Source organism: Pseudoalteromonas espejiana DSM 9414 (assembly GCF_002221525.1).
GTDB lineage: Bacteria > Pseudomonadota > Gammaproteobacteria > Enterobacterales > Alteromonadaceae > Pseudoalteromonas > Pseudoalteromonas espejiana.
On sequence record NZ_CP011028.1, the window covers coordinates 2,643,951 to 2,664,924 of the forward strand.

The following is a 20,974-nucleotide window of genomic DNA, read 5'->3' on the forward strand; positions in this document are numbered from 1 at the left end:
CTCCTAAGCGAATTGACGCTTTTCACCTTCGCCGTCAACATTGCTTACACAACGACCACAAATTTCAGGATGAGCTGGGTCTGTGCCTACATCATCGCTGTAGTGCCAACAACGTTCACATTTAATTGCATCTGTTGCCGCTACGCTAATGTATAACCCTTCAACCTCAGTTACTTGAGTGTCGCTTGGCTGACTTTCAACTGCAGATACTGTTACCGCAGAAGTTAGTAATACAAAGCGTAGTTCATCACCTAGCGCAGCTAGCTTATCTGCAAGGTCTTTATTTGCATATAAATTAACACTTGCTTGTAATGTAGCACCAATGACTTCTTCTTTACGTGCTGCCTCTAGTACGCGGTTTACTTCATCACGTACATTTAGAATTGCCTGCCAGTCATCGTTGCTAAATTGGCTGTTGGTTGGCGCTTGTAAGCCGTCGTACCATACCGATGTGAACACATAATCACTACGCTCGCCTGGTAATGCTTCCCAAATCTCTTGTGCTGTAAAGCTCATAATTGGCGCCATCCAGCGCGTCATTGCTTCTGCAATGTGGTAAAGCGCAGTTTGACAAGAGCGGCGTGCATGGCTGTCGCTTTTTGCTGTGTACTGACGGTCTTTAATTACATCTAAGTAGAACGAGCCAAGCTCACCGGTACAGAAGTTCATTAGCTTTTGCGTTACTAATAGCATTTGGTAGCTATCGTAAGCGGCTAAAATTTCTTCCTGTAATTGGGCTGCACGGCCAACAATCCACTTATCAAGTTCAACCATGTCATCAACAGCAACTTGGTCTGTTTTAGGATCAAAGCCACTTAAGTTAGCTAATAAGTAACGGCTTGTGTTACGAATACGACGGTAGCGATCGGCAGAGCGTTTAAATATTTCATCCGATACGGTCATTTCTGCAGTGTAATCGGTAGAAGCAACCCATAAACGTAAAATATCAGCACCTAGTTTATTCATCACATTTTGTGGTGAAATAACATTACCTAGCGACTTAGACATTTTACGGCCGTTTTCATCAACCGTGAAACCATGTGTAAGCACTTGCTTATAAGGTGCATGGCCGTTAATCGCAACCGATGTCATCATTGATGACATAAACCAACCACGGTGTTGATCTGACCCTTCAAGGTATAAATCAGCTGGGCCTACTAAATCTTCACGTGCATCTACTACACAGGCATGCGATACGCCTGAGTCAAACCATACATCTAGCGTATCTTGCACTTTCATGTACTGCTTGGCATCTTCTTCACCAAGTAATGAAGCTGGCTCTAGGTCGTACCATGCTTGAATACCTGACTTTTCTACAAGCTCTGCAGCTTGTTCAATAAGTGCTTGTGTATTTGGGTGTAATGCACCGGTGTCTTTATCAACAAACAAAGCAATTGGTACACCCCACGTACGTTGGCGCGAAATACACCAATCTGGGCGGCCTTCAACCATGTTAGAAATACGGCTTTCGCCCCACTCAGGTAACCATTGCGTATTTTTAATTTCGCTTAGTGAATCTTGACGTAAGTTAGCCTGATCCATGCTTACAAACCACTGCGGTGTAGCACGGAAAATAATTGGCGTTTTATGGCGCCAACAATGTGGGTAGCTGTGCGTAAGCGCATGGTGATGCATTAACGCACCGCGTTCTGTTAGTACGTCAATTACGCTGGCGTTTGCTTTAAATACGTGCTGACCTGCAAATAATTCAGTGTCTGGTAAATAAACACCATTAGCACCAACGGGGTTTGCTACTTCAAGGTTGTAATTTAAGCCTGCCGCGAAATCTTCTTGACCATGGCCTGGCGCAGTATGAACAACACCCGTACCTGAGTCAGTAGTAACGTGATCAGCAACAATTACAGGTACGTCAAAGTCATAAAACGGGTGCGCAACGTGTAAGTTTTCAAGTACTGCACCTTTTACATAACCAAGTACATGGAAATGATTAAAGCCATAACGGTCCATAGCATCTTTAACAAGCTCTGAGCCTAAAATTAAACGCTGCTGTGAGCCTTCATCATCCACTTGTACAAGTGCATACTCTAAATCAGCGTGCACGGCTACTGCACGGTTAGCTGGTAATGTCCATGGCGTTGTAGTCCAAATTACAGTACCTACACTACCTTGGCCTTTGTGACCATCCGCTAAATCAAACGCATTTACTACGGCATCTTGGTCAGCAAATGTAAAGCGTACGTCTATTGCTGGCGATTGTTTATCTTGGTATTCAACTTCTGCTTCTGCTAATGCAGAGCCACAATCTGTACACCAATGTACAGGCTTTGCACCTTTATGAAGATGGCCATTTTTAATAATACGGCCAAGCACGCGAATCGCGTTTGCTTCAAAATCAAAGTTCATTGTTAGGTATGGCTTGTCCCAATCGGCAAACACACCTAAACGTTTAAAGTCTACTTTTTGACCTTCAACTTGTTTTTTAGCGTATGCACGGCATTTTTCACGAAACTCGCTCGCGGTTACTTTAACGCCTGGCTTACCTACTTTTTTCTCAACCATTAACTCAATTGGTAAACCATGACAGTCCCAACCAGGTACATAAGGTGAATCAAAGTCAGATAAAGTTTTAGACTTAACAATAATGTCTTTTAAAATTTTATTTACTGAGTGGCCTAAATGGATATCGCCGTTTGCATACGGAGGGCCGTCATGCAAAATAAAGGTTTTTTTACCTTTTTTAGCGCTGCGAATTTGACCATACAGGTCGTCTTCATACCATGCTTTAAGCATTTTTGGTTCACGTTGTGCCAAATTGCCACGCATTGGAAACTGTGTTTCCGGTAAATTCAAAGTATGTTTGTAGTCGCTCATTAATCCTACTTTCCGTATCTATCGGCTACCTAATTTAAACCAAAACACTGCTTTGCGGCGGCAACATCGGTTGCTATTTGTGCCGTTAACTGTGTTAATGTCTCGAATTTTTTCTCATCACGGAGCTTTTGAATCAGCTCCACGTGCATAAATTGTCCATAAATATCTTGTGCAAAATCAAAAAGGTGAACTTCTAATAAAGCACGAGTTCCATTAAATGTGGGTTTATTACCAATATTGGCAACCCCAAAAACTTGTTTTCCTGCAATGTTTGCTTGCACTGCAAACACACCATTAACAGGGCAAACTTGGCGCTTAAGCGCAATGTTTGCCGTTCTAAAACCTAATTCGCGGCCTCTTTTCCAGCCGTGTATTACTCGCCCAGAAATAGCATAATTATGCCCAAGCATTAATTTAGCACTTGCTAAATCGCCAGCGTCTAAGGCTTCACGTATCAAAGTGCTGCTTACTCTAGCATTTAATTGACGAAAACTCGCGGTGCTTTTTACATCCATGCCCGCTTGTTTGCCCATGCTAAAAAGCAAATTAAAATTACCCTGGCGCTGTTTACCAAATTTAAAGTCATCGCCAACTGTTAATGCTTTAACACCTAACTTTTTAACTAAAATATCATTTACAAATTGCTCAGCATGCATGTTGGCAAATTGCTGGTTAAAGCTAATACAAATAACGCGCTCAATACCTAAATTACTCAGCAAACGCAATTTATCACGTAACCGAGTAAGCCTTGCTGGCGCATTATTTTTGGCAAAAAACTCTTGAGGTTGAGGCTCAAACAACATAACTGTACTTGGTAAATTATGTGCTTTAGCGTCTGCTAATAGCCCCTTTAACACTTCGCCATGGCCTAAATGCACACCGTCAAAATTACCAATAGTCAACACACAACCATAATGTTGCGCTCGAATATTGTGTATACCTCTAATTAACTCCATGCCACCTAATGCCTTTTTCAGCGAGTATTATTAACGACTTTAAATCGTTCAAAACCACAGGGCTGCCGATTATAATCTTTTTTTTAGTTTGATTCAGTAGTTGCTACACTTTTTATTGTATTTAGTCTAACACCTAGTAAAAACAACACTGCAAAGTAACTTATTGCAGCAATTGCTAATAGTGCAACTAGCAACATTACTTGTTCAGTAAAATGCCATGTAGCCCAGTAGTAATGGCTACTTACATACCAAGTTACCGCTCCCATTACTAAACTTGCTACCACACACTTTAAGGTAAAACGCATACTCATAGTTGAAAACTGATATACATTTTCTTTTTTTAGCTGCCTGTAAAGTAAAAACGCATTACAACTGGCCGACATAGACGTTGCCAAAGCAAGCCCTAAATAACCAATAAATGGGGCCAGCATAATGTTAAACACCATATTGAGCACCAAAGTAATAATACCAATACGCACAGGCGTTTTGGTGTCTTGGCGCGAATAAAAACCCGGAGCTAATACTTTAATCAGCATAAAACTAACAAGCCCTACCGAATAAGCAACAACACCTAAGCTTACTGCTTTAACGTGGTCTACACTGTCTTGTTTGAACGCTCCGTGATCAAATAGCACTGTAATAATCAGCGGGCTTATAATCATTAGTCCAACCATTGCCGGTATGCCTAAAAAGATAACAAACCGTACCCCCCAATCTAACGTATGCTGAAAATCGCTCAATTTTTTACTGCTATGCAACTTAGAAAGTGCAGGTAAAATAACCGTCGCAATACCTATACCAAACAAACCCAAAGGAAACTCAATAAGCCTATCTGAGTAATATAACCACGCTATAGAACCTGTCATTAGTAAAGAGGCTATCATGGTATCGAGTAATAAATTAATTTGGCTTATTGACACGCCAAATAATGCTGGCAGCATAAGCTTGCGTACTTTTTTGACGTTTTCGTCTTGCCAAGCCCAACGCGGGCGAGCTAGCATTTTTGCGCGATACAAAAACGGCAACTGAAACAGCAATTGCACCACGCCACCAACAAATACACCAATAGCTAACGCATAGGCGCCAACACTAAATTTATCGTGTAAAAAAATAGCACAAGTAATAATTGAAATATTAAGTAAAACAGGCGTAAACGCAGCTACTGCAAAGCGATTATAAACATTCATAACAGCGCCACTAAGTGCAACCAAACTTACAAATAACAAATACGGAAAAGTAAGTTTTAGTAACGAACTGGCAAGCTCAAACTTTTCGGCATTGGGGCCGCCTTGCCACCAATCAATAAACCAACCGGTGCCAAATAATGCCGCTATTACTGGTGAAGCAACCACACCAAAAATAGTCACAATAAGTAAAATAGTGCCCAACGTGCCCGCAGCCTGCGCAACAAACAAACGCACTTTATCATCGCCTTGTTGCTCTTTAATTTCGCTTAGTACAGGTACAAATGCCTGAGCAAAAGCTCCTTCGGCAAATAGTCGACGTAAAAAATTTGGGATCCGGTTTGCAAATAAAAAAACATCAGCTGCGGCACTTGCGCCTAATAAGTTTGCAACTACGGCATCTCGTACAAGCCCTAAAATACGCGATATCATTGTCATAGCACTTACAATCATACCGGAACGAAATAATCCTTTTGACACCTTAAACCTACTTAAAAACCTTTATTTAGCGCAATTATGCCACAGTCTTTTTTATAAATCGCTTTAAAGCACTAGGCTGGGCGTCTGTGCTTTGTTACAATAGCGATATTAACTGCTAAAGCGGCAAATTGATGTTCGTTATAAGGAGCAGTTTTTCTTGGATTGTTAAATTTAAATTGACATTCATGATAAAAACAGGCATATTCCACGGCCTTTAATTTAAGCTTTATTTAAGATTGTTAGGAGCAAACCTTGGCTAACATCAAGTCTGCAAAAAAACGCGCTATCACTAGCGAAAAAAACCGTCAGCACAACGCAAGCCGTCGTTCAATGATGCGTACTTACTTCAAAAAAGTAACCGCTGCTATTGAAGCTGGCGATAAAGAAGCTGCACAGCAAGCTTTCTCTGTTGCTACACCTATCCTAGACCGTTACGCAACTAAGGGTCTAATTCATAAAAACAAAGCAGCTCGTCATAAGAGCCGTTTAGCAGCTAAAATTAAAGCGCTATAATTTGTTTTATGATTTAAAAAACCGGCTTAAGCCGGTTTTTTTATATCTAAAATTTAGCAATAACACTTAATAGTGTTAGCAATCCGCATAAATCCATAAATTTAGCTGATTAAAATATCAGTGGTTAAACGCTTTCTAAGTCTGGGTAAAACTTTTTCAACATCGCAGCTATTTTTTTAGGGGTAAATGGCTTAACCACAAATCCCTTAGCGCCTTTATCAATGGCTTCTTTTACATTTTCCACAGCTGAATGGGCCGACACCATTACCACATTGGTTTCAGGACTAATTTCATTAATTTGAGCAATTAACTCTTTGCCATCACCATCCGGTAATTCAATATCTAAAAAAATCATATTGTAGTTAGCTGCTTGGCACTCACTAATACATTGTTTAGCCGTTGAAGCCTCTTTAACGTTTTCTATTCCTAAGTGCATGAGCGTTTGGCTCAAAAAACTACGCACTGTGCTAACATCATCTACTATTAAAATCGATAGCTGCGTATCCATGTATGTTCCTCGTAGGCTAAAAGCATTGTATAAGTTATTATATAACTAGATATTTAATCATTTTATTATAGAGACCTACGCTCAAAAGGCCAGATTTGCTTTATGTCAAACAACACAAAAAAACAGTCATTGCTCGGTAAAACGCCACAAAAAAGAAAAGCCCCTTCAAAAAAGCCTCAAACTCGGGTTAATACAGCCCAACCAGCTACGGCTAAAACAGCATCAACAAAAAACGAAGTATCCACTAAATCTAAAAAAGGCTTATTTTTAACCCTTGGCATTATTTTTATAGTGGCACTGGCATTTCCCAAACCAACCCTACTCACCTATAAAAAATTAGGTATGGTTAGCGAGAGCGTGTACTGGTCGGGCATATTTGGTTATGGCACTACATTATTTGACTCACACCTACACCCGCAGCTAGATGAAAAGCGCAACGCCCTTTATTTATGCGCGGATCTGGCAAACCCGCAGAGCTGTCAAAAATACCAACTAATGAAAAATAATGGGTTTATAAGCGCAATCGCAAGTTACTTTTAGCATTAAAAAAACTAATCTGAAAATTTAAAATTACTTGGTTGAAAGGTGTGCAAAAGATCAACATAATGGCGCTCCTTTTTTCAACAACTGAACTATTGAAACGACCATGCTAAACGAGCTAGATTGGCTTTTAAACACTATATTACTTGCACTAGGTTTAGGTGCATTCTTTATTAACCATATAACAATACTGCGTGTTGCAGCGATTAGTGCTTGTGGTTTGTTATTTTTGTCTTTTAGCTTGGATTTAATGTCGTCGAGTGTTATTTCGAATATGAGTTTAGTATTGATTAATACGTTTTACTTGTTCAAGGTTTATACTTTTGGACAATTCAACGTAACGCAAAGTTAACATTTCTCCTTAGAATATTTTATAGCCCAGCTTAGATGGGCTTTTTTATTTGAAAAACTAAAGTACTTGGGAAACCGATTGAACTAAGATAAAATTTACCACGTATTAATCCCTATTTAGGTCTTACTATGCCTTTATCTGATTTCGATTTATTTTTATCTTCTATGGAAGATGTAAACCCTATTAACCACGATACAGTAACTCCTATCGCAAATGGCCACAGCGCCAGCCTTGCTCAACAAGAAAAACGTAGAGCCGCTGAGCTAAGCCTTGCCAATGATGAAAATTACTTACAGACTGAATTTGTTGAGCTGCTAGATCCACTTGCTTTACTCAGCTTTAAAAAAGATGGCGTACAAAGTGCGGTGTTTAAAAATTTACGCTTAGCAAAGTACCAGGTAGACGCCACATTAGACTTACATGGCCAGCTGCTTAAAAATGCACGAAATACACTCTTTAACTTTGTAACCGATTGCCACCAGCGAAATATCCGTGTAGTACTCGTACGCCATGGTATTGGCATAAAGAATAAAGCTAAACCTGGTATATTAAAAAGCTATGTTAATAAGTGGCTGCAGGAGCTTCCTGCGGTATTAGCTTTTCATACTGCGCTTAAACATCATGGCGGAAGCGGGGCAACATATGTGTTGCTTAAAAAAAGTGATGAGAAAAAACATGAAAACAGAGAAATACACGCTAAGCGTTTTTAATACAAAAAGCTAACTCCCCCACATTTAATAAATAAAATGCGCTTGCTGTGTACTTTTGAGGTTTAGGATTCATTTAGAGGCAATTGACTTGCAGAGTGATATTTTAAGCCAGAATAACGCTAAGCGCTACTTTACTAGCTTAAAGCCCAGTAGTGATAACTAAAGCTAAGCTGTAGGTTACCTGCTTAATATCTAAAACTAACTTCTAGTCAGTTTGCGTTGTTTGCTCGCTTTGTTTTTTACTTTGCGGTATTTGATCTGCACTTGCTTGGTTAAACCATGCCGATACACCCAACACAATAATAGAAACCACAACTAAACTCAGTTTTACGCCACCTTGACTCGATTTCATACGTTACTCTTATTATTTTTATTTTAGGTTTAAACTTTACAATAATTAAAATTACAAATGTTAACAAGCTGTTTTTTAAACTGTTTGGCTATCTATTAATAACCTTTTGTTCTATTAACTCGATTGTTTAGCTCAAGCCCGCTATTTAAGCGATTAACATTGTCTGCTATTTGCTCTGTAACACTATTTAAGTCAGATATTGCTGCGCAATGTGGAGTAATAGTCACTTTAGGGTGCTGCCAAAATGGGTGAGAGTTAGGTAGTGGCTCCTCGGTGAATACATCAAGGGTTGCCGATCTTAAATTATCTGAATCTAGAGCTGACAATAAATCTGGCTCTATAACATGCTCCCCCCTTGCTACATTTATTACGCAAGCATGCTTAGGGAGCTTTGCTAATAGTTGTGCGTTTATAATTCCTTTAGTAGCCTCAGTAAGTGGCAATAAACACACTAAAAAATCTATTTGAGGCAGCATTTCTTCAAGCCCTTGTGACTCAGTGTACAGCTTGACCTGCCCACTCTTTTTAGCCGTTTTAGACCATGCGCTTAGCGTAAAACCATTAATGAGTAACTTATCTGCGCAGGCTTTTCCTAATTCACCAAAACCTAAAATACCCACATGCTTATATTTATAGGCGCGTTTAGGCTTCCAGTTACTTTGTGATTGTTTAACAAAGTATTCTTGCAAGCGCAGCTTTTGAGCTAATACATGAGTTAATACATATTCTGCCATATCATCAGCTAGCTGTTCATCAACAATACGCACCACATCTACACGCTCATGCAATAGCGACATATTAATACTGTCTACACCTGCGCCAAATGAAGAAACGGCTTTTAAATTAGGCAATTGTTGCCATAAATCATTTGGGGCATTCCAAGCTAGTACAAACTCCACTGCATTGGGGTTTTCGCACGATGGCCATTGCTCAATAGTTTCATTAGGTAACAATTCAGTTAGCCTTGCTATTAATTTTGTATTATCGCGCCCTGAAATGGCAACCAAAACCGACATGTAAACTCCTAATAAACTTTAATATTTTCATCTTCATCATTGAGTAAATTTACTACTGGTTATTTGCTCTTTAAAAAGTCACACAACTGCAAAGTAAATGTCACACCCTTTTTTTACTCTAAACAGCATGGCGAATAGGCCAAACTGTAAACGAGGTTAATATGATAAGCGTTGATAAAGTAATAGCAGCAAACTTACCACAATTAGAGAGCTCCCCTAAAGTAAAAGGTTTAGTTAAAAAAGGACTTGGCTATTTATTGCATGAACAAGAGTTTGTTGCATTTGGAGATGCTTACCCACACTTACAGGGATTAGAGTTTGTTGAGCAAGTACTTGATGAACTAGATTTTGATACCCGCTACAAACCTAAACAAATTGAGCATATTCCTACTGAGGGTAAATTAGTTATTGTTGCTAACCACCCCATTGGCTCTCTTGATGCCTTAGCATTGATTAAAGTGCTCTCAAGCGTAAGGCAAGATTTAAAAGTGGTTGCTAATCGCATGCTAATGTCGGTTACGCCTATGCATTCCTTATTGCTCCCTGTAGATAACCTATCAGGTACCAGTAAAAAACAAGAGTTAAGTAATATTCAAAAACATTTAAAAGATGGAGGTGCTTTGTTAATTTTTCCTGCCGGAGAAGTATCTCGACTGAGCGCTACCGGTATTAAAGACTGTAAATGGAATAGTGGGTTTTTACGCATGGCTAAAAAAGCTAATAGCCCAATTTTGCCTATTTTTATTAAAGCTAAAAATAGCCCATTATTTTATGGCACATCTATGATTTACAAACCTTTAGCTAGCTTGTTACTCGTAAAAGAAATGTTTAAGCAGCGTCAAAAGTCGTTAGAATTTGAAATAGGCGCGTCTATTCCTCCTGAGTCATATTTAATAGAGAACTTAAAAGATAAAGAAATCGTTAATTTAATTCGCAAGCAACTCTATCGCCTTACCACTAAAAAGCCATTACCACTAAAAACGCAAACTCCCATTGCTATACCTGAGTGCCGAAAAGAACTTAAAAAAGCCATAGAGCAATGCCAGTTGTTAGGCACCACTCAAGATGGTATGCATATTCATTTGTATCAATACACGGGCAGTTCCCCTGTATTTAGAGAGTTAGGCCGGTTAAGAGAAATAGCTTTTAGAGCCGTAGGTGAAGGCAGCGGCAAGCGACGCGATATAGATAAATACGACATGGATTATCAACATTTAGTGCTTTGGGATCCCACGCAATTAGAGCTTGTAGGAGCGTATCGCCTTGCCTGCGCAAAAGAAATAATAGATAAACACGGCCGAGAAGGTTTATACACCGACAGCTTATTTAGCTACACAGAGGCGATGAAGCCCTACTTAGATCAAGGTATTGAACTTGGCCGCAGCTTTGTTCAGCCAAAATATTGGGGGCGCAAGAGCCTAGACTACTTATGGTATGGCATTGGCGCTTTTATTAAAAACTACCCACAGTACCGCTACTTATTTGGTGCTGTAAGTGTTTCAAACACATTACCCGATCAAGCTAAAGCTATGTTAGTTCATTATTACCAACACTATTATATGAGTGATGAAGTACTCGCTACGCCTAACAACGAGTTTAAATTAAGCGAACAATCACTCACGCAGTGCCAAACCGTGTTTAGCGGTAGCGATTCAAAAGAAGACTTTGTAGAGCTAAAACACGTACTGGCAAATATGGGTGCTCAAGTGCCAACCCTATTTAAACAATACACTGAGTTATGCAAACCAGGCGGGGTTAAGTTTTTAAGCTTTAGTATTGACCCTGATTTTAACAATTGCATAGACGGCTTAGTGTTAGTTGATTTGCAAAACGTGAAAGAAAACAAAGCAAAACGTTACCTAAGCTAGCGCTTTGACCTTTTGAAGTAAACGCAGCGAGTACCTATTCGCTGTGTTTATTTACCAACTTATTAGAGCCTACTTAGCGCTAAACAGTTTCTATAAAAATACGCGACAGTAAGTTGCGGTAAATCCCTTCAATTTTTAATAAATCATTTATAGGCACATGTTCGTTAACCTGATGAATAGTGTTGTTTCGCACACCACACTCTATAACTTGAGTGGCGTTATTGGCAAAAAAGCGCCCATCTGATGTTCCGCCACTGGTGCTTAAAAGTGGGTAACTGCCTGTTTGCTGATAAATGGCTTGTTCAACTTCGTTGATTAAACTCCAACCCTTTACTGGAGCAGTATAATAAGGCTCGCATGGACGCTCCCACTCAATACTAAATAAACCCTTATACTCGCTAAGCGCAGCTGCAATAATGTGTTTTACATCGTCACTTTTGTAACCGTGGCTATAGCGTATATTAAAGGTAATTTCGCACTGGCTTGGGACTAAGTTATCAACCTCATTGTTAATATTAATGCCGGTTACCTGCAAGGTAGTTTTAGAGCTTTGCTCATCACGCGGCCATGCTAAATTACTTAAAATAGATACTATATTACCCGCGATATGCGCTGCATTAATGGTGTTTTCTGGATAAGCAACATGTCCCGCTTTACCTAACACTTTGATACGCGAAGAGATAGCACCACGCCTGCCATTTTTTATTGTATCGCCAACCACACTATTGCTAGTTGGCTCGCCAACTATACAAGCATCTAGCTGTATATTATTATGCGCTAAGCTCGCTGCAATAGCCTGCGAGCCATACATCGCCTCTCCTTCTTCATCAGAAGTAATAAGCCAATAAAAGCTGCCTATTTTATTTTTAGCATTATTTATTAACGCTTTTGTAGCCCCTAACATGGCTGCTACGCCGCCTTTCATATCGGCTGCGCCGCGGCCATAAACAGCATTGTTGACAATATTGCCTGCAAACGGAGGACTCAACCAATTACCCGATACAGCAGGTACAACATCTATATGGCCAGAAAAAGCCACACATGGCCCCGGAGAAAACTTAACATGGGCAATTAAATTTGTTACCCCTTCACACATAAACTGCTCACAACTAAAACCAAGCTCGGTTAACTCATTATTTAGCCAATCGATAGCCCCACCCTGATTAGGCGTAACAGATTCAAATTTAATAAGTGTTTGTAAGTTTTTAACTACGGGGCTTAAAAGCTCTTTAGTAGGTGCTTGCGCGAGTTTTACATGAGGCATAATAAATACACAAAATAACTAAAAGACACGTTATTAGAGCCTGCTAATATGACCAAACAATGTCAGAGTTAATACAGTGTTGTGACCATTAATAGTCTGGCTATGTCAATTACTTGTCCCATTTTTCAGCTTAACTTTAATCTAAATCAATAAAGCAGTTCACAAGGTTCAAACATTTTTGAAACTTTGATCTAGAACAGGTTTTTATTTGCAATGCCCTGTAATAATGGCGTCAATCAAAAGACGTTCTTGGAGCACAACATGAAAAACCAAATTAGCATTGCATTACTTACCTCTTTACTCGCTATTACCCCAGCGGCACACGCTAACTTTAGCGTAAATGTTGGCGCTATAAACGTAAACCCAGATAACAGTAGTTCAGCCATTAATGAAGCCCCTGCTCTTGGCCTTAAAGGTGACTCAGATACACAGCTTGGTATTACAATAGATTATGCATTTAACGATACTTGGGTATTAGAGCTAATTGCCGCTACGCCGTTTTCGCACGATGTAAACGGCGCGGGTGGTTTAGCAGGCAATAAAATTGCAGACATAAAACAATTACCCCCTTCGTTAGTAGCGCAATATCATTTTTTAGATAGCAGCTACGCGTTACGCCCATTTATTGGCCTTGGAATAAACTACACTACATTTTTTGATGAGCAACCTTCACAAGCTCTTAAAACAACTCTTGGTACTAATGATGTAGAGGTAAAATTAGATGATTCATTTGGCTTTATTGCACAAGTGGGCGCTAATTATAAAATTGATGAAAAATGGGGTTTACACGCCATGGTATCGCTCATCGATATTGATACCGACGCCACAGTTTATGCAAATGGCTCTAAAGCACTCACATCAACGGTTGAGCTAGACCCTGTCGTAGCTATGTTCGGTGTAAGATATAATTTTTAATATATTAGTGATTCAAAATAAGCCCTATTACAGGGCTTAATTTAGCTATTATTCTGTGTGTTGAAGGCCGAAAGGCCTTATTTTAAAGGCAATTAACGCGGCAAGTTATTTACCTTTTTTTGCTCTAGCATTTCTTTCCAGTGCATAATTTCTGGAGGCAAAATAGGCGCTACTCCATCAAAACCTGCCACTTCTAGCATTTCTTCGATGGTCACTATTCCTTTTTTAGTTTTAAATACACCCCGTACGTATGCTATGGCGTGTAAGCCTCGCGCTGAATGAAACTTTTGTTCAATATAAAAGTATTTGTGGTCCCACCCCACCAACTTTGTGCTAATGGTATAACGCTGCATTGGCTTAATATCGCGAATATAAGTAATGGCTGTCGCGTTTACAATTGGAAACCAACGGCGTTTCATCACTTGCTTTAACAAGCCAATTCGTTCAATCATCCAAGTACGCGATAAATCCATCATAGCTAAATAACGAGAGTTAGTGAGGTGTAAGTTTATATCACAATCGGTAGGGAGTGCTTTGTAATCTATATCAACGGTATCGAGTAACTGCTGATAATCACGATTACGTTTAATTTTAAAAAATAATAAAAGAAGTCTAATATATAAGTTCACGAGAAGGTCTTACCAGTATAAAGTTAACTGAGTGTAACATAGCCACTTGTTAAGGCGAATGTTCTGTTTTAATCTCAATCTATAAATATAAAAAAGTATTATTATGAAATTTAAATTAGCCGCACTACTTTCTACTTGTTTGCTATGTATTAGTAATAACGCCCTTGCCGATTTTAACTTAAACGGAAAAGGCACAGTAACTTACCCTACCGGCATTGAAAAGCCATTTAACTTTGGCTTTGCGTGGCAACAGCAAGTTGGCAAATTTACTATAGGTGACAAAAGCTACAACATGTCGCAGCTACCTAATTCTTACTCTGTTGCTATTACACTTTCAAAAGACGATAGCCAAGTATGGGTGCAAGAGTTTAACAACGGGTTTATTAAAGAATTTGACTGGCAAATAGGTAAGCATAAGGTGTCATTAAAAAAGCAAAAATTTAGTGATGTAGTAAAAGGAGACTATGTAATAGAGCTTAACGGGCGCAGTTACTTTTTTACCCGTAATAACGCAAGCATAGTAATTAACTTTGATGAAAGCGGCATAGAGACCATTGCCATAGATGGCGTTACCAAAAATATGGGCACTAAAAACTAGTGCCCATGCCTATTATTACACCTTTACGGTTTTACGATTAATTCCGTAATCACGTAGTTTATTAGCCACTGCCGTGTGGCTTAACCCTAAGCGCTTAGCCAATTGGCGCGAACTTGGGTAGGCAGGATAAAGCTTACGCAGTAATGTTGCTTCAAAACGTTTTACGGCTTGATCTAATGAGCCTTCAAAGTCTGATTCTAAATACCCTAAATCATGCGTAAAAGTAGGCAGCTGCAAATGTTCTACGCGAAGCTCGCTATCATCAAGCAACGACACTGCGCGGTAAATTGCATTTTCTAACTGGCGCACATTACCAGGCCATGGGTAGTCTTGTAAAAAGCTTAAACACTCCTGCGATAAAAGCGGTATGGCGTGGCCATTTTGCTGCGCGTATTTTTGAATAAAGTGCTCTGCAAGTGGACCTACATCGGCTTTACGGTCTCTTAGCGGTGCTATTTCAAGCGTTAATACGTTAATTCGGTAGTATAAATCTTCTCTAAATACACCTTCTTGAACCATTGCCGGTAAATCTTTTTGGGTAGCGGCAATAATGCGCACATTAACTTTTACTTCGTTTTCGTCGCCTACTTTTCTAAAGGTGCCATCTTGTAAAAAGCGCAGTAACTTAGTTTGCAACTGAGTAGACATTTCGCCTACTTCATCTAAAAATACAGTACCGCCGTCGGCTTGCTCTAAAACACCACGTTTTGGCGCTGTATTTTCTTCGTAACCTGCATAGCCAAACAGCTCAGACTCAGCCACATCATCAGGAAGCGATGCACACGAAAGTGCTATAAATGGTTTAACCGAACGATTAGAAGCATAGTGACAAGCACGCGCTAATAACTCTTTACCGGTGCCGGTTTCACCTGTTATTAATATCGGCGCTTCTAACTGCGACATTTTACGTGCTTCACGCACTACACGGCGCATAGCCGTACTAAAGTTATGAATAGTCGCAAAGCTTTCTTGGCCGTAACGTCTAAACGCGCTAACTTGCTGGCCTAATCTACTTTGCGATTTTATATTAATTACTGCACCGGCTAATACATCCCCTTCCCCACCTTGTGGTACGGCAATAGGCAATATATCAGCAATAAAATCTTCACCAGCCACATCAACTCGAGTTGTTTGCCCTAATACTTCTTTACCCTCTAGCCAACGTGTAAAGTTAAACCCTTTGAGTAGATTATTGATGTTTGCGCCAACCACTTCTTTTTCACTCAGCTGTAAATCTTTGCAGGCAGCATCGTTACATAAGCGCACCCAGCCTTTAGCATCAATCGAAATTACACCATCAGGCAAGGCGCGTAGTAAGGTATTTAATTCGTTGTGCTCTCGCTCAGACGGTAAAAATGCAGTTGTTCGCACATCATGCACGCCATCAATTAAACGAATAGAAGGCATAATTTTTTGAAATTGCTCAAACTCAATTTCAGGAAAGCTCACATACATACGGCAATTTACCGAATCTACCTCAATGCCTTTTAAGTCAACATCGTAGTTAACTAAAATATTTAGGATCTCTTGGGCAATACCGACCCTATCAGCACAGTGAATATCTAAACGCATACATCCTCAAACAAGGAAAAACTATATTAATCGAATAATACGCTAACTCAGGGAGTGAATACAGCTTATTGTAAACAATTTTGGACAAGCGCACGGCTATTTGAGTTTAAAGGCACAGTGCATGCCTTAATACTAAAAAACCCCCAATAATTAGTATGTCCAACTATTGGGGGTCTCATTGAATTAAGCTGCGATTTTAAAAACAACTAACTACTTTTTTATGGTTAACCTAACCTCTAGTTAATTAGTTTTCAGGGTATGGCGTCCAATCGCCACCATCTAACTGAATATAAGGGCGCTTATTAACATACATCATAATCGTCCCCTCATTTTCAGCAACTTTAGGCGCTTTAGGCAAATTTTCCAATAGATTCACAACGCTATTATTTCCGCCAAATAAATCGGTTTTCAATGTTTTGCTAACTATCTCAGAAAGTGCAAAGTAACTGGTTGATTCATTGACTACAATTTGCGAATAGTTTTGCACATCAGAGCCAATAAATTTAATAGCAACAGGAACAGAAACGATAGCTGGACTAGGGATTTCACGCAGCCCTGAAAATTGTACTTTGTCACCTTTTAAGTTTGCGCCATGTTCTGGGACTATCATCAGCATGACATTACGCTCACTTTTTTCCAGCTTTTTAATAAAGCTTTTTATATCATTAAATAAATTTTTATGCCTTATTGAATAGGTATCTTTACTATTAACTCTTGGCTGGTTCTCTAACTGATTACCATCATGTAAACTTGTAGTATTGTAGTACATAGCACAAGGTTTACAGTCATTTGATTGCTCTAACCAAGCGTTTAAAACAGCTTCGTCAGAGTAAATAGGGCTATCATCAAAACCTCTTAGCGCAACCGGCATTGAATCAATATTAAATGGCGTGCTATCTAAGCCACCAAACTTACTTATTAAGCCTTTAAACTCATCAAAATGGCCATCGTGATTCATGACCACATTACTTTTATAGCCTAATTTTTCTAAGTTTTTAAACAAGTGGCATTGCTCAGGCGCGCTCTCAAATAAAGCGGTTTGGCTTGTTTGCCCACAACTGGCTCTTAATAAGCGAATAGCCGCAGGACCAGAATACGATGTAGCCGAATTAAAATCTGAAAACACCACATCAAAGTCACTGTATAAATCATCAAGGCTAATACCTATGGTTTCTAAATCAGCCATAGCCATTGAGCAAATATTTAAAACAATAACATCAAACATTTCACCATTATATTGCTGCGGAAACTGGCTGGTTAATAAACTTTGTTGCTGATAAAAATCACGTAATTGCTGGTCGGGCGATTGTGCTGCTTGAGTTACAACTTGCGCTTGTGATCGAGCTTGAGAGTTGGTTTGTACGTTATTAGCCGCTACTGGCTGGGCAGCAAAGTCATTGTTAGTTTTTACACCTTGCCAGCCTACAAATATTAGTCCTATAACCGTGACCGTTGTAAAACGTATCCACTGGGAGGTATACCAAAAACAGACTGTAATAACAAAAAGTGCCAATAGCATATCAATATTTATAACTCTGGCGATTAACTCTATAAAGTAACCAAAGCTAAAGTCTTGTACATTGCCAGCTTGCTTGGTTAACCGGCTTATTGGGGGCAACCAAGAGTCTTTGTAAAGCAACACAATAGCGATAACGCCGCCAAGCCAATGTTTAACTTTATTAAACAGCGGGTTTGAATAAGTAATGGCAAAAAAAGCCGCAAGCGCAGCATTTGCAAGTAAATCAAAACCAATTACACCGTAATAAAAAAGCGCAAACTTAACTAAAAAATAGAGGTTCCACACCCCTAAGCCTGATAATTTCACTGTTTACCCTTCTTTATTCTGTTTGGTTTGTAAGGTTCAAGTACTTCGTGCTTAAAAGTAAGTTGAGCGTAATACTTTTTTAATTTTTTAAATGCTAATGTTCCAACCATACATAACAGTATGCCAACTAACATAGCCAAAAATGCAGTAATTAATAACTGATTAATACTCATGATTCACTCTTTAAACGCATAGCAAACGGCACCGCGTCTACTCTATCGTTACTTTTAAATTCTGGCGTTTCAATATCACTTTTAAATTCTGGCGTTTCAATATCTTTAGTCACACTTTGTGCAATATTAGGGGCAAATTTATAACTGTCGTTTTCAGCTAGTTGTGCTGAATAATCAACAATTTTTTGTCCACTAAAAAGGCGCCTTAACTGTTTACATTCTTGTTGGATATAAAAATGATCAGAAATTATATTTTGCTGAGAGAAAAAGTCACTCGTTTCTAATTTAAATAAGTGTTTAATCGCATTATTTACATCGTTTTCGCGACACGCGTGCAAATATAAATAAACCGTATTATCTACCAAGCTAAATACATCACCTTCACGCTTAATATGAAACAAATGTAGCGGATGTATAGGGTCTATTCGAGGTAAAAGCTCAAGTTTAACCAATACACCACTTACACCTAAGTTAACTGCAGAGTCACTATGCACTTCCACTTGCTTGGTAAATTCAATAAAAGGTAAATACCCTTTTGAAAACGTGTTTTCAGTAAACTTTAATACATGCTCAACAGAGGGCGGAAGTGGCCTAGAAAACTGAAAGCCTTGAATAGATTGAATTTGCGATAACAACCTTGAGGGCTCTGAAAAACTATACAAAATAAGGTTTACACCGAGTGTTAAAAACAAACATTCATCTTGGTGACGGATCACACCATCAACATTTTGGATAACCAACTTAAGCCAACGACCGCAGTTTTTTCTAAGCTCAAAGCATTGCTTACCTAATAAAGCTAAGTCTGTGTAACGTGTAACTGCAAACACTAATGTTGCCGCTTCAAGCTTCGGCCCTTTACTAAAAAGTTCTGTGTTGTCTTTTACTGTTTTATACTTTGAAGGAAGTTTAGTTCCCTCAGGTATCGCACTTTGAACAATCCACACATCATATTCATCGGCGAACACACCTGCTGAATGTGTTTCTTTTTCAGCTATATTGTTTTGCTGTACAACATATTGCCCGTCGCTTATCGTTAACTGATATTGCTGCGATGCCACAATACCCGTGCTGTGGTGCCAGTAGTCATATTCTAGTACTCGCATTGCCGAGTCATTATCAACATACACAAGACCATCAAGCGTCGTATTTAGGCGCCTGAATAAAAAACGCGTGTTAACAACATCTGGACCCGATGCAATAAATAAAACACACGCGCCAGTTTCACTGCTAAATTTTTTATAAGCCTGAACGCAGTTAATTAGCTGCTGCTGCGAAAGTGAGGCTAAATCTGCAGTATTAAAATGAACCAAAACCAATGAATTATTTAGGTGTTTATAAGCATTTAATTCTTTAAGTGTACTTTTAATTATTTGTTCTTTTGGCCACTCTCGCGTATCTGCAGAAAACGAAAACGGATGTACTCTATTTTGATCGTATGCGTGATTAATGTTTGCAGAAAAGGAACTATCAAAAAATGTTTCTATTTGAGAAGAAACAATATAAATATCAGTTGTTGATGATTTATTAATTGAATGTAATGCCAGTTCAGTAGCAAAGTTATCCAAAGGGGCTAAAATAGCATATATCGATGCAGGTTTCAGCTCTGCTACCGAAGGCTGCAAGCCTGAAATGTTAAAGTTTTGCACTTAATTTGGCCTATAAAAAATACTTTTTTACTAGTTTTACCTGCTATTCTATATATAATAGACAAATATTGTCCACATTAAATAAAAATAATAAACTTAACCAAACAGGTAACAATGCATAAATTAGCGACTAAAAGCTCTCAAACGTTAACATCAAATGATATTGAGAACTTAGCTCGCCGCTTTGGCGGTAAAAGCGAAGATTACATTGAAATTGTAAATAAACAAAAAAATAAACAAACAATAAAAAAATACGCATTACTCAACGAAATTGAACGTGCTATAAACGTATAAATAAAAATTAAATCAACAGGTAAACAACCCCTTGCAAAGAATTTTCCTTAAAGGCATTAAAGGCGGCACAGGTGCTACATCTATGGTTGCCAACTTATCCTGCGTATTAAAAAGGTCAGGCTCTGATGTAATTGCTATAGATTTAGACTCTAAAAGCGATTTAGGCCTGCACTTTGGTTTACCCTGGAAATACAGCCAAGGCTGGAGCAATGTTGATAATTTTGAAGAGGCGTTACAACACTTTCATATAGATAGTGACGGCATCGTTTTTTTGCCATTTGGGGATAAAACTACAAAAACGGCAGATATATTCAACACCGTTAACAATTGCAATAAACTGGATTATAAGAATAACACTTGGCTTATTTTTGATTGCCCAGCCCACATAGATATTACGCTCTACCCCTTAACAAAAAATGATATCGTTGTAGAAATTGTTAACTGCGATGCTATTTGCCACAGCCTAATTTATAAAAAACTACAAAAGCTAAAGCAGGCAGATAACCAATGGAAGCACTTCTTTTTAGTTAATCGCTACAATAGTGCATCTACCCTTGAGTTTGATTTGTTTTCTTTGTGGCAGTCTACGCTTCCTTTAGTGGCCCCTTTTTTCATCAACAGTGATGAGGTAATTAAAGAATCTACTGCGTATCGTAACGTGGCCCTCAATTGTGCGCCATACAGTGTTGCTAACGATGACTTTGAAACACTCGCTGGCTGGCTAGTCAGTAAATCGGCACTGTAAGT

The 20,974-nt window shown here is 38.9% G+C and carries 21 protein-coding genes; 9 read left to right on the forward strand and 12 right to left on the reverse strand.

What is annotated here, in order from left to right; translation table 11 throughout:
• Nucleotides 1–3: 3 nt before the first annotated feature.
• From ileS to murJ, 3 genes are all read right to left on the reverse strand, one after another.
• The gene (gene ileS / locus PESP_RS12100) at nucleotides 4–2,832 is read right to left on the reverse strand and encodes an isoleucine--tRNA ligase (protein ID WP_089348232.1); all 2,829 of its coding nucleotides are present in this window, start codon (nucleotides 2,830–2,832) and stop codon (nucleotides 4–6) included.
• Nucleotides 2,833–2,861: 29 nt separating this feature from the next.
• Nucleotides 2,862–3,788 (reverse strand): bifunctional riboflavin kinase/FAD synthetase, encoded by a 927-nt coding sequence (gene ribF / locus PESP_RS12105; RefSeq protein WP_089348233.1) that lies wholly within the window; start codon nucleotides 3,786–3,788, stop codon nucleotides 2,862–2,864.
• An 83-nt stretch (nucleotides 3,789–3,871) separates the two neighbouring features.
• Entirely contained in the window at nucleotides 3,872–5,410 is a 1,539-nt protein-coding gene (gene murJ / locus PESP_RS12110) for a murein biosynthesis integral membrane protein MurJ (protein ID WP_371862710.1), read from the reverse strand.
• 294 nt (nucleotides 5,411–5,704) lie between these two features.
• On the opposite strand from murJ, the gene rpsT reads away from it, so the two are divergent.
• A complete protein-coding gene (rpsT, locus tag PESP_RS12115) occupies nucleotides 5,705–5,965 on the forward strand; it encodes a 30S ribosomal protein S20 (protein ID WP_004588355.1) in 261 nt (86 codons plus the stop codon).
• A gap of 124 nt (nucleotides 5,966–6,089) precedes the next feature.
• Here the strand turns inward: rpsT and PESP_RS12120 are convergent, their stop codons facing one another.
• Nucleotides 6,090–6,473 (reverse strand): response regulator, encoded by a 384-nt coding sequence (locus PESP_RS12120; RefSeq protein ID WP_089348235.1) that lies wholly within the window; start codon nucleotides 6,471–6,473, stop codon nucleotides 6,090–6,092.
• 102 nt (nucleotides 6,474–6,575) lie between these two features.
• Here PESP_RS12120 and PESP_RS12125 point away from each other — a divergent pair, with 102 nt between their 5' ends.
• From PESP_RS12125 to smrA, 3 genes are all read left to right on the forward strand, one after another.
• Nucleotides 6,576–7,013, forward strand: a complete 438-nt coding sequence (locus PESP_RS12125; protein WP_089348236.1) for a hypothetical protein — start codon at nucleotides 6,576–6,578, stop codon at nucleotides 7,011–7,013.
• 106 nt (nucleotides 7,014–7,119) lie between these two features.
• Nucleotides 7,120–7,365 carry a hypothetical protein gene (locus PESP_RS20610; RefSeq protein WP_089348237.1) on the forward strand — a complete coding sequence of 82 codons (246 nt, stop codon included), beginning with the start codon at nucleotides 7,120–7,122 and terminating at the stop codon, nucleotides 7,363–7,365.
• Nucleotides 7,366–7,493: 128 nt separating this feature from the next.
• Nucleotides 7,494–8,075, forward strand: a complete 582-nt coding sequence (gene smrA, locus PESP_RS12135; RefSeq protein WP_089348238.1) for a DNA endonuclease SmrA — start codon at nucleotides 7,494–7,496, stop codon at nucleotides 8,073–8,075.
• 205 nt (nucleotides 8,076–8,280) lie between these two features.
• Here the strand turns inward: smrA and PESP_RS20455 are convergent, their stop codons facing one another.
• Together PESP_RS20455 and PESP_RS12140 are read right to left on the reverse strand one after the other, a co-directional pair.
• Nucleotides 8,281–8,427: a hypothetical protein gene (locus tag PESP_RS20455; protein WP_164504422.1), complete on the reverse strand. Its 147-nt coding sequence runs from the start codon at nucleotides 8,425–8,427 to the stop codon at nucleotides 8,281–8,283.
• Nucleotides 8,428–8,522: 95 nt separating this feature from the next.
• Nucleotides 8,523–9,443, reverse strand: coding sequence for a 2-hydroxyacid dehydrogenase (locus PESP_RS12140; RefSeq protein ID WP_089348239.1), 921 nt, complete (start codon nucleotides 9,441–9,443; stop codon nucleotides 8,523–8,525).
• A gap of 161 nt (nucleotides 9,444–9,604) precedes the next feature.
• On the opposite strand from PESP_RS12140, the gene olsF reads away from it, so the two are divergent.
• Nucleotides 9,605–11,311 (forward strand): bifunctional ornithine lipid synthase OlsF, encoded by a 1,707-nt coding sequence (olsF, locus tag PESP_RS12145; RefSeq protein ID WP_089348240.1) that lies wholly within the window; start codon nucleotides 9,605–9,607, stop codon nucleotides 11,309–11,311.
• Between the two features lie 79 nt (nucleotides 11,312–11,390).
• Here olsF and dapE read toward each other — a convergent pair whose 3' ends face one another.
• The gene (dapE, locus tag PESP_RS12150) at nucleotides 11,391–12,575 is read right to left on the reverse strand and encodes a succinyl-diaminopimelate desuccinylase (protein ID WP_089348241.1); all 1,185 of its coding nucleotides are present in this window, start codon (nucleotides 12,573–12,575) and stop codon (nucleotides 11,391–11,393) included.
• Nucleotides 12,576–12,836: 261 nt separating this feature from the next.
• On the opposite strand from dapE, the gene PESP_RS12155 reads away from it, so the two are divergent.
• A complete protein-coding gene (locus tag PESP_RS12155) occupies nucleotides 12,837–13,490 on the forward strand; it encodes an OmpW/AlkL family protein (RefSeq protein WP_089348242.1) in 654 nt (217 codons plus the stop codon).
• 92 nt (nucleotides 13,491–13,582) lie between these two features.
• Here the strand turns inward: PESP_RS12155 and PESP_RS12160 are convergent, their stop codons facing one another.
• Nucleotides 13,583–14,119 carry a thioesterase family protein gene (locus PESP_RS12160; protein WP_089348243.1) on the reverse strand — a complete coding sequence of 179 codons (537 nt, stop codon included), beginning with the start codon at nucleotides 14,117–14,119 and terminating at the stop codon, nucleotides 13,583–13,585.
• Nucleotides 14,120–14,222: 103 nt separating this feature from the next.
• Between PESP_RS12160 and PESP_RS12165 the strand changes: the two genes are divergently transcribed.
• On the forward strand, nucleotides 14,223–14,717 hold the full coding sequence (locus PESP_RS12165; protein WP_089348244.1) for a hypothetical protein: 495 nt from the start codon (nucleotides 14,223–14,225) through the stop codon (nucleotides 14,715–14,717).
• 15 nt (nucleotides 14,718–14,732) lie between these two features.
• On the opposite strand, the gene tyrR is transcribed toward PESP_RS12165, so the two are convergent.
• From tyrR to bcsE, 4 genes are all read right to left on the reverse strand, one after another.
• Nucleotides 14,733–16,289, reverse strand: coding sequence for a transcriptional regulator TyrR (gene tyrR, locus PESP_RS12170; protein ID WP_089348245.1), 1,557 nt, complete (start codon nucleotides 16,287–16,289; stop codon nucleotides 14,733–14,735).
• A 244-nt stretch (nucleotides 16,290–16,533) separates the two neighbouring features.
• Nucleotides 16,534–18,114 (reverse strand): cellulose biosynthesis protein BcsG, encoded by a 1,581-nt coding sequence (gene bcsG / locus PESP_RS12175; protein ID WP_089348246.1) that lies wholly within the window; start codon nucleotides 18,112–18,114, stop codon nucleotides 16,534–16,536.
• Nucleotides 18,111–18,287, reverse strand: a complete 177-nt coding sequence (locus PESP_RS20460; RefSeq protein WP_164504423.1) for a hypothetical protein — start codon at nucleotides 18,285–18,287, stop codon at nucleotides 18,111–18,113. The genes bcsG and PESP_RS20460 overlap by 4 nt, the downstream gene beginning before the upstream one ends.
• Nucleotides 18,284–19,933, reverse strand: a complete 1,650-nt coding sequence (gene bcsE / locus PESP_RS12180) for a cellulose biosynthesis protein BcsE (RefSeq protein ID WP_089348247.1) — start codon at nucleotides 19,931–19,933, stop codon at nucleotides 18,284–18,286. Before bcsE ends, PESP_RS20460 begins: the two co-directional genes overlap by 4 nt.
• 114 nt (nucleotides 19,934–20,047) lie before the next feature.
• On the opposite strand from bcsE, the gene bcsR reads away from it, so the two are divergent.
• Nucleotides 20,048–20,227: a BcsR/BcsP family cellulose biosynthesis protein gene (bcsR, locus tag PESP_RS12185; protein WP_089348248.1), complete on the forward strand. Its 180-nt coding sequence runs from the start codon at nucleotides 20,048–20,050 to the stop codon at nucleotides 20,225–20,227.
• A 31-nt stretch (nucleotides 20,228–20,258) separates the two neighbouring features.
• Nucleotides 20,259–20,972: a cellulose biosynthesis protein BcsQ gene (bcsQ, locus tag PESP_RS12190; protein WP_089348249.1), complete on the forward strand. Its 714-nt coding sequence runs from the start codon at nucleotides 20,259–20,261 to the stop codon at nucleotides 20,970–20,972.
• Nucleotides 20,973–20,974 lie beyond the last annotated feature (2 nt).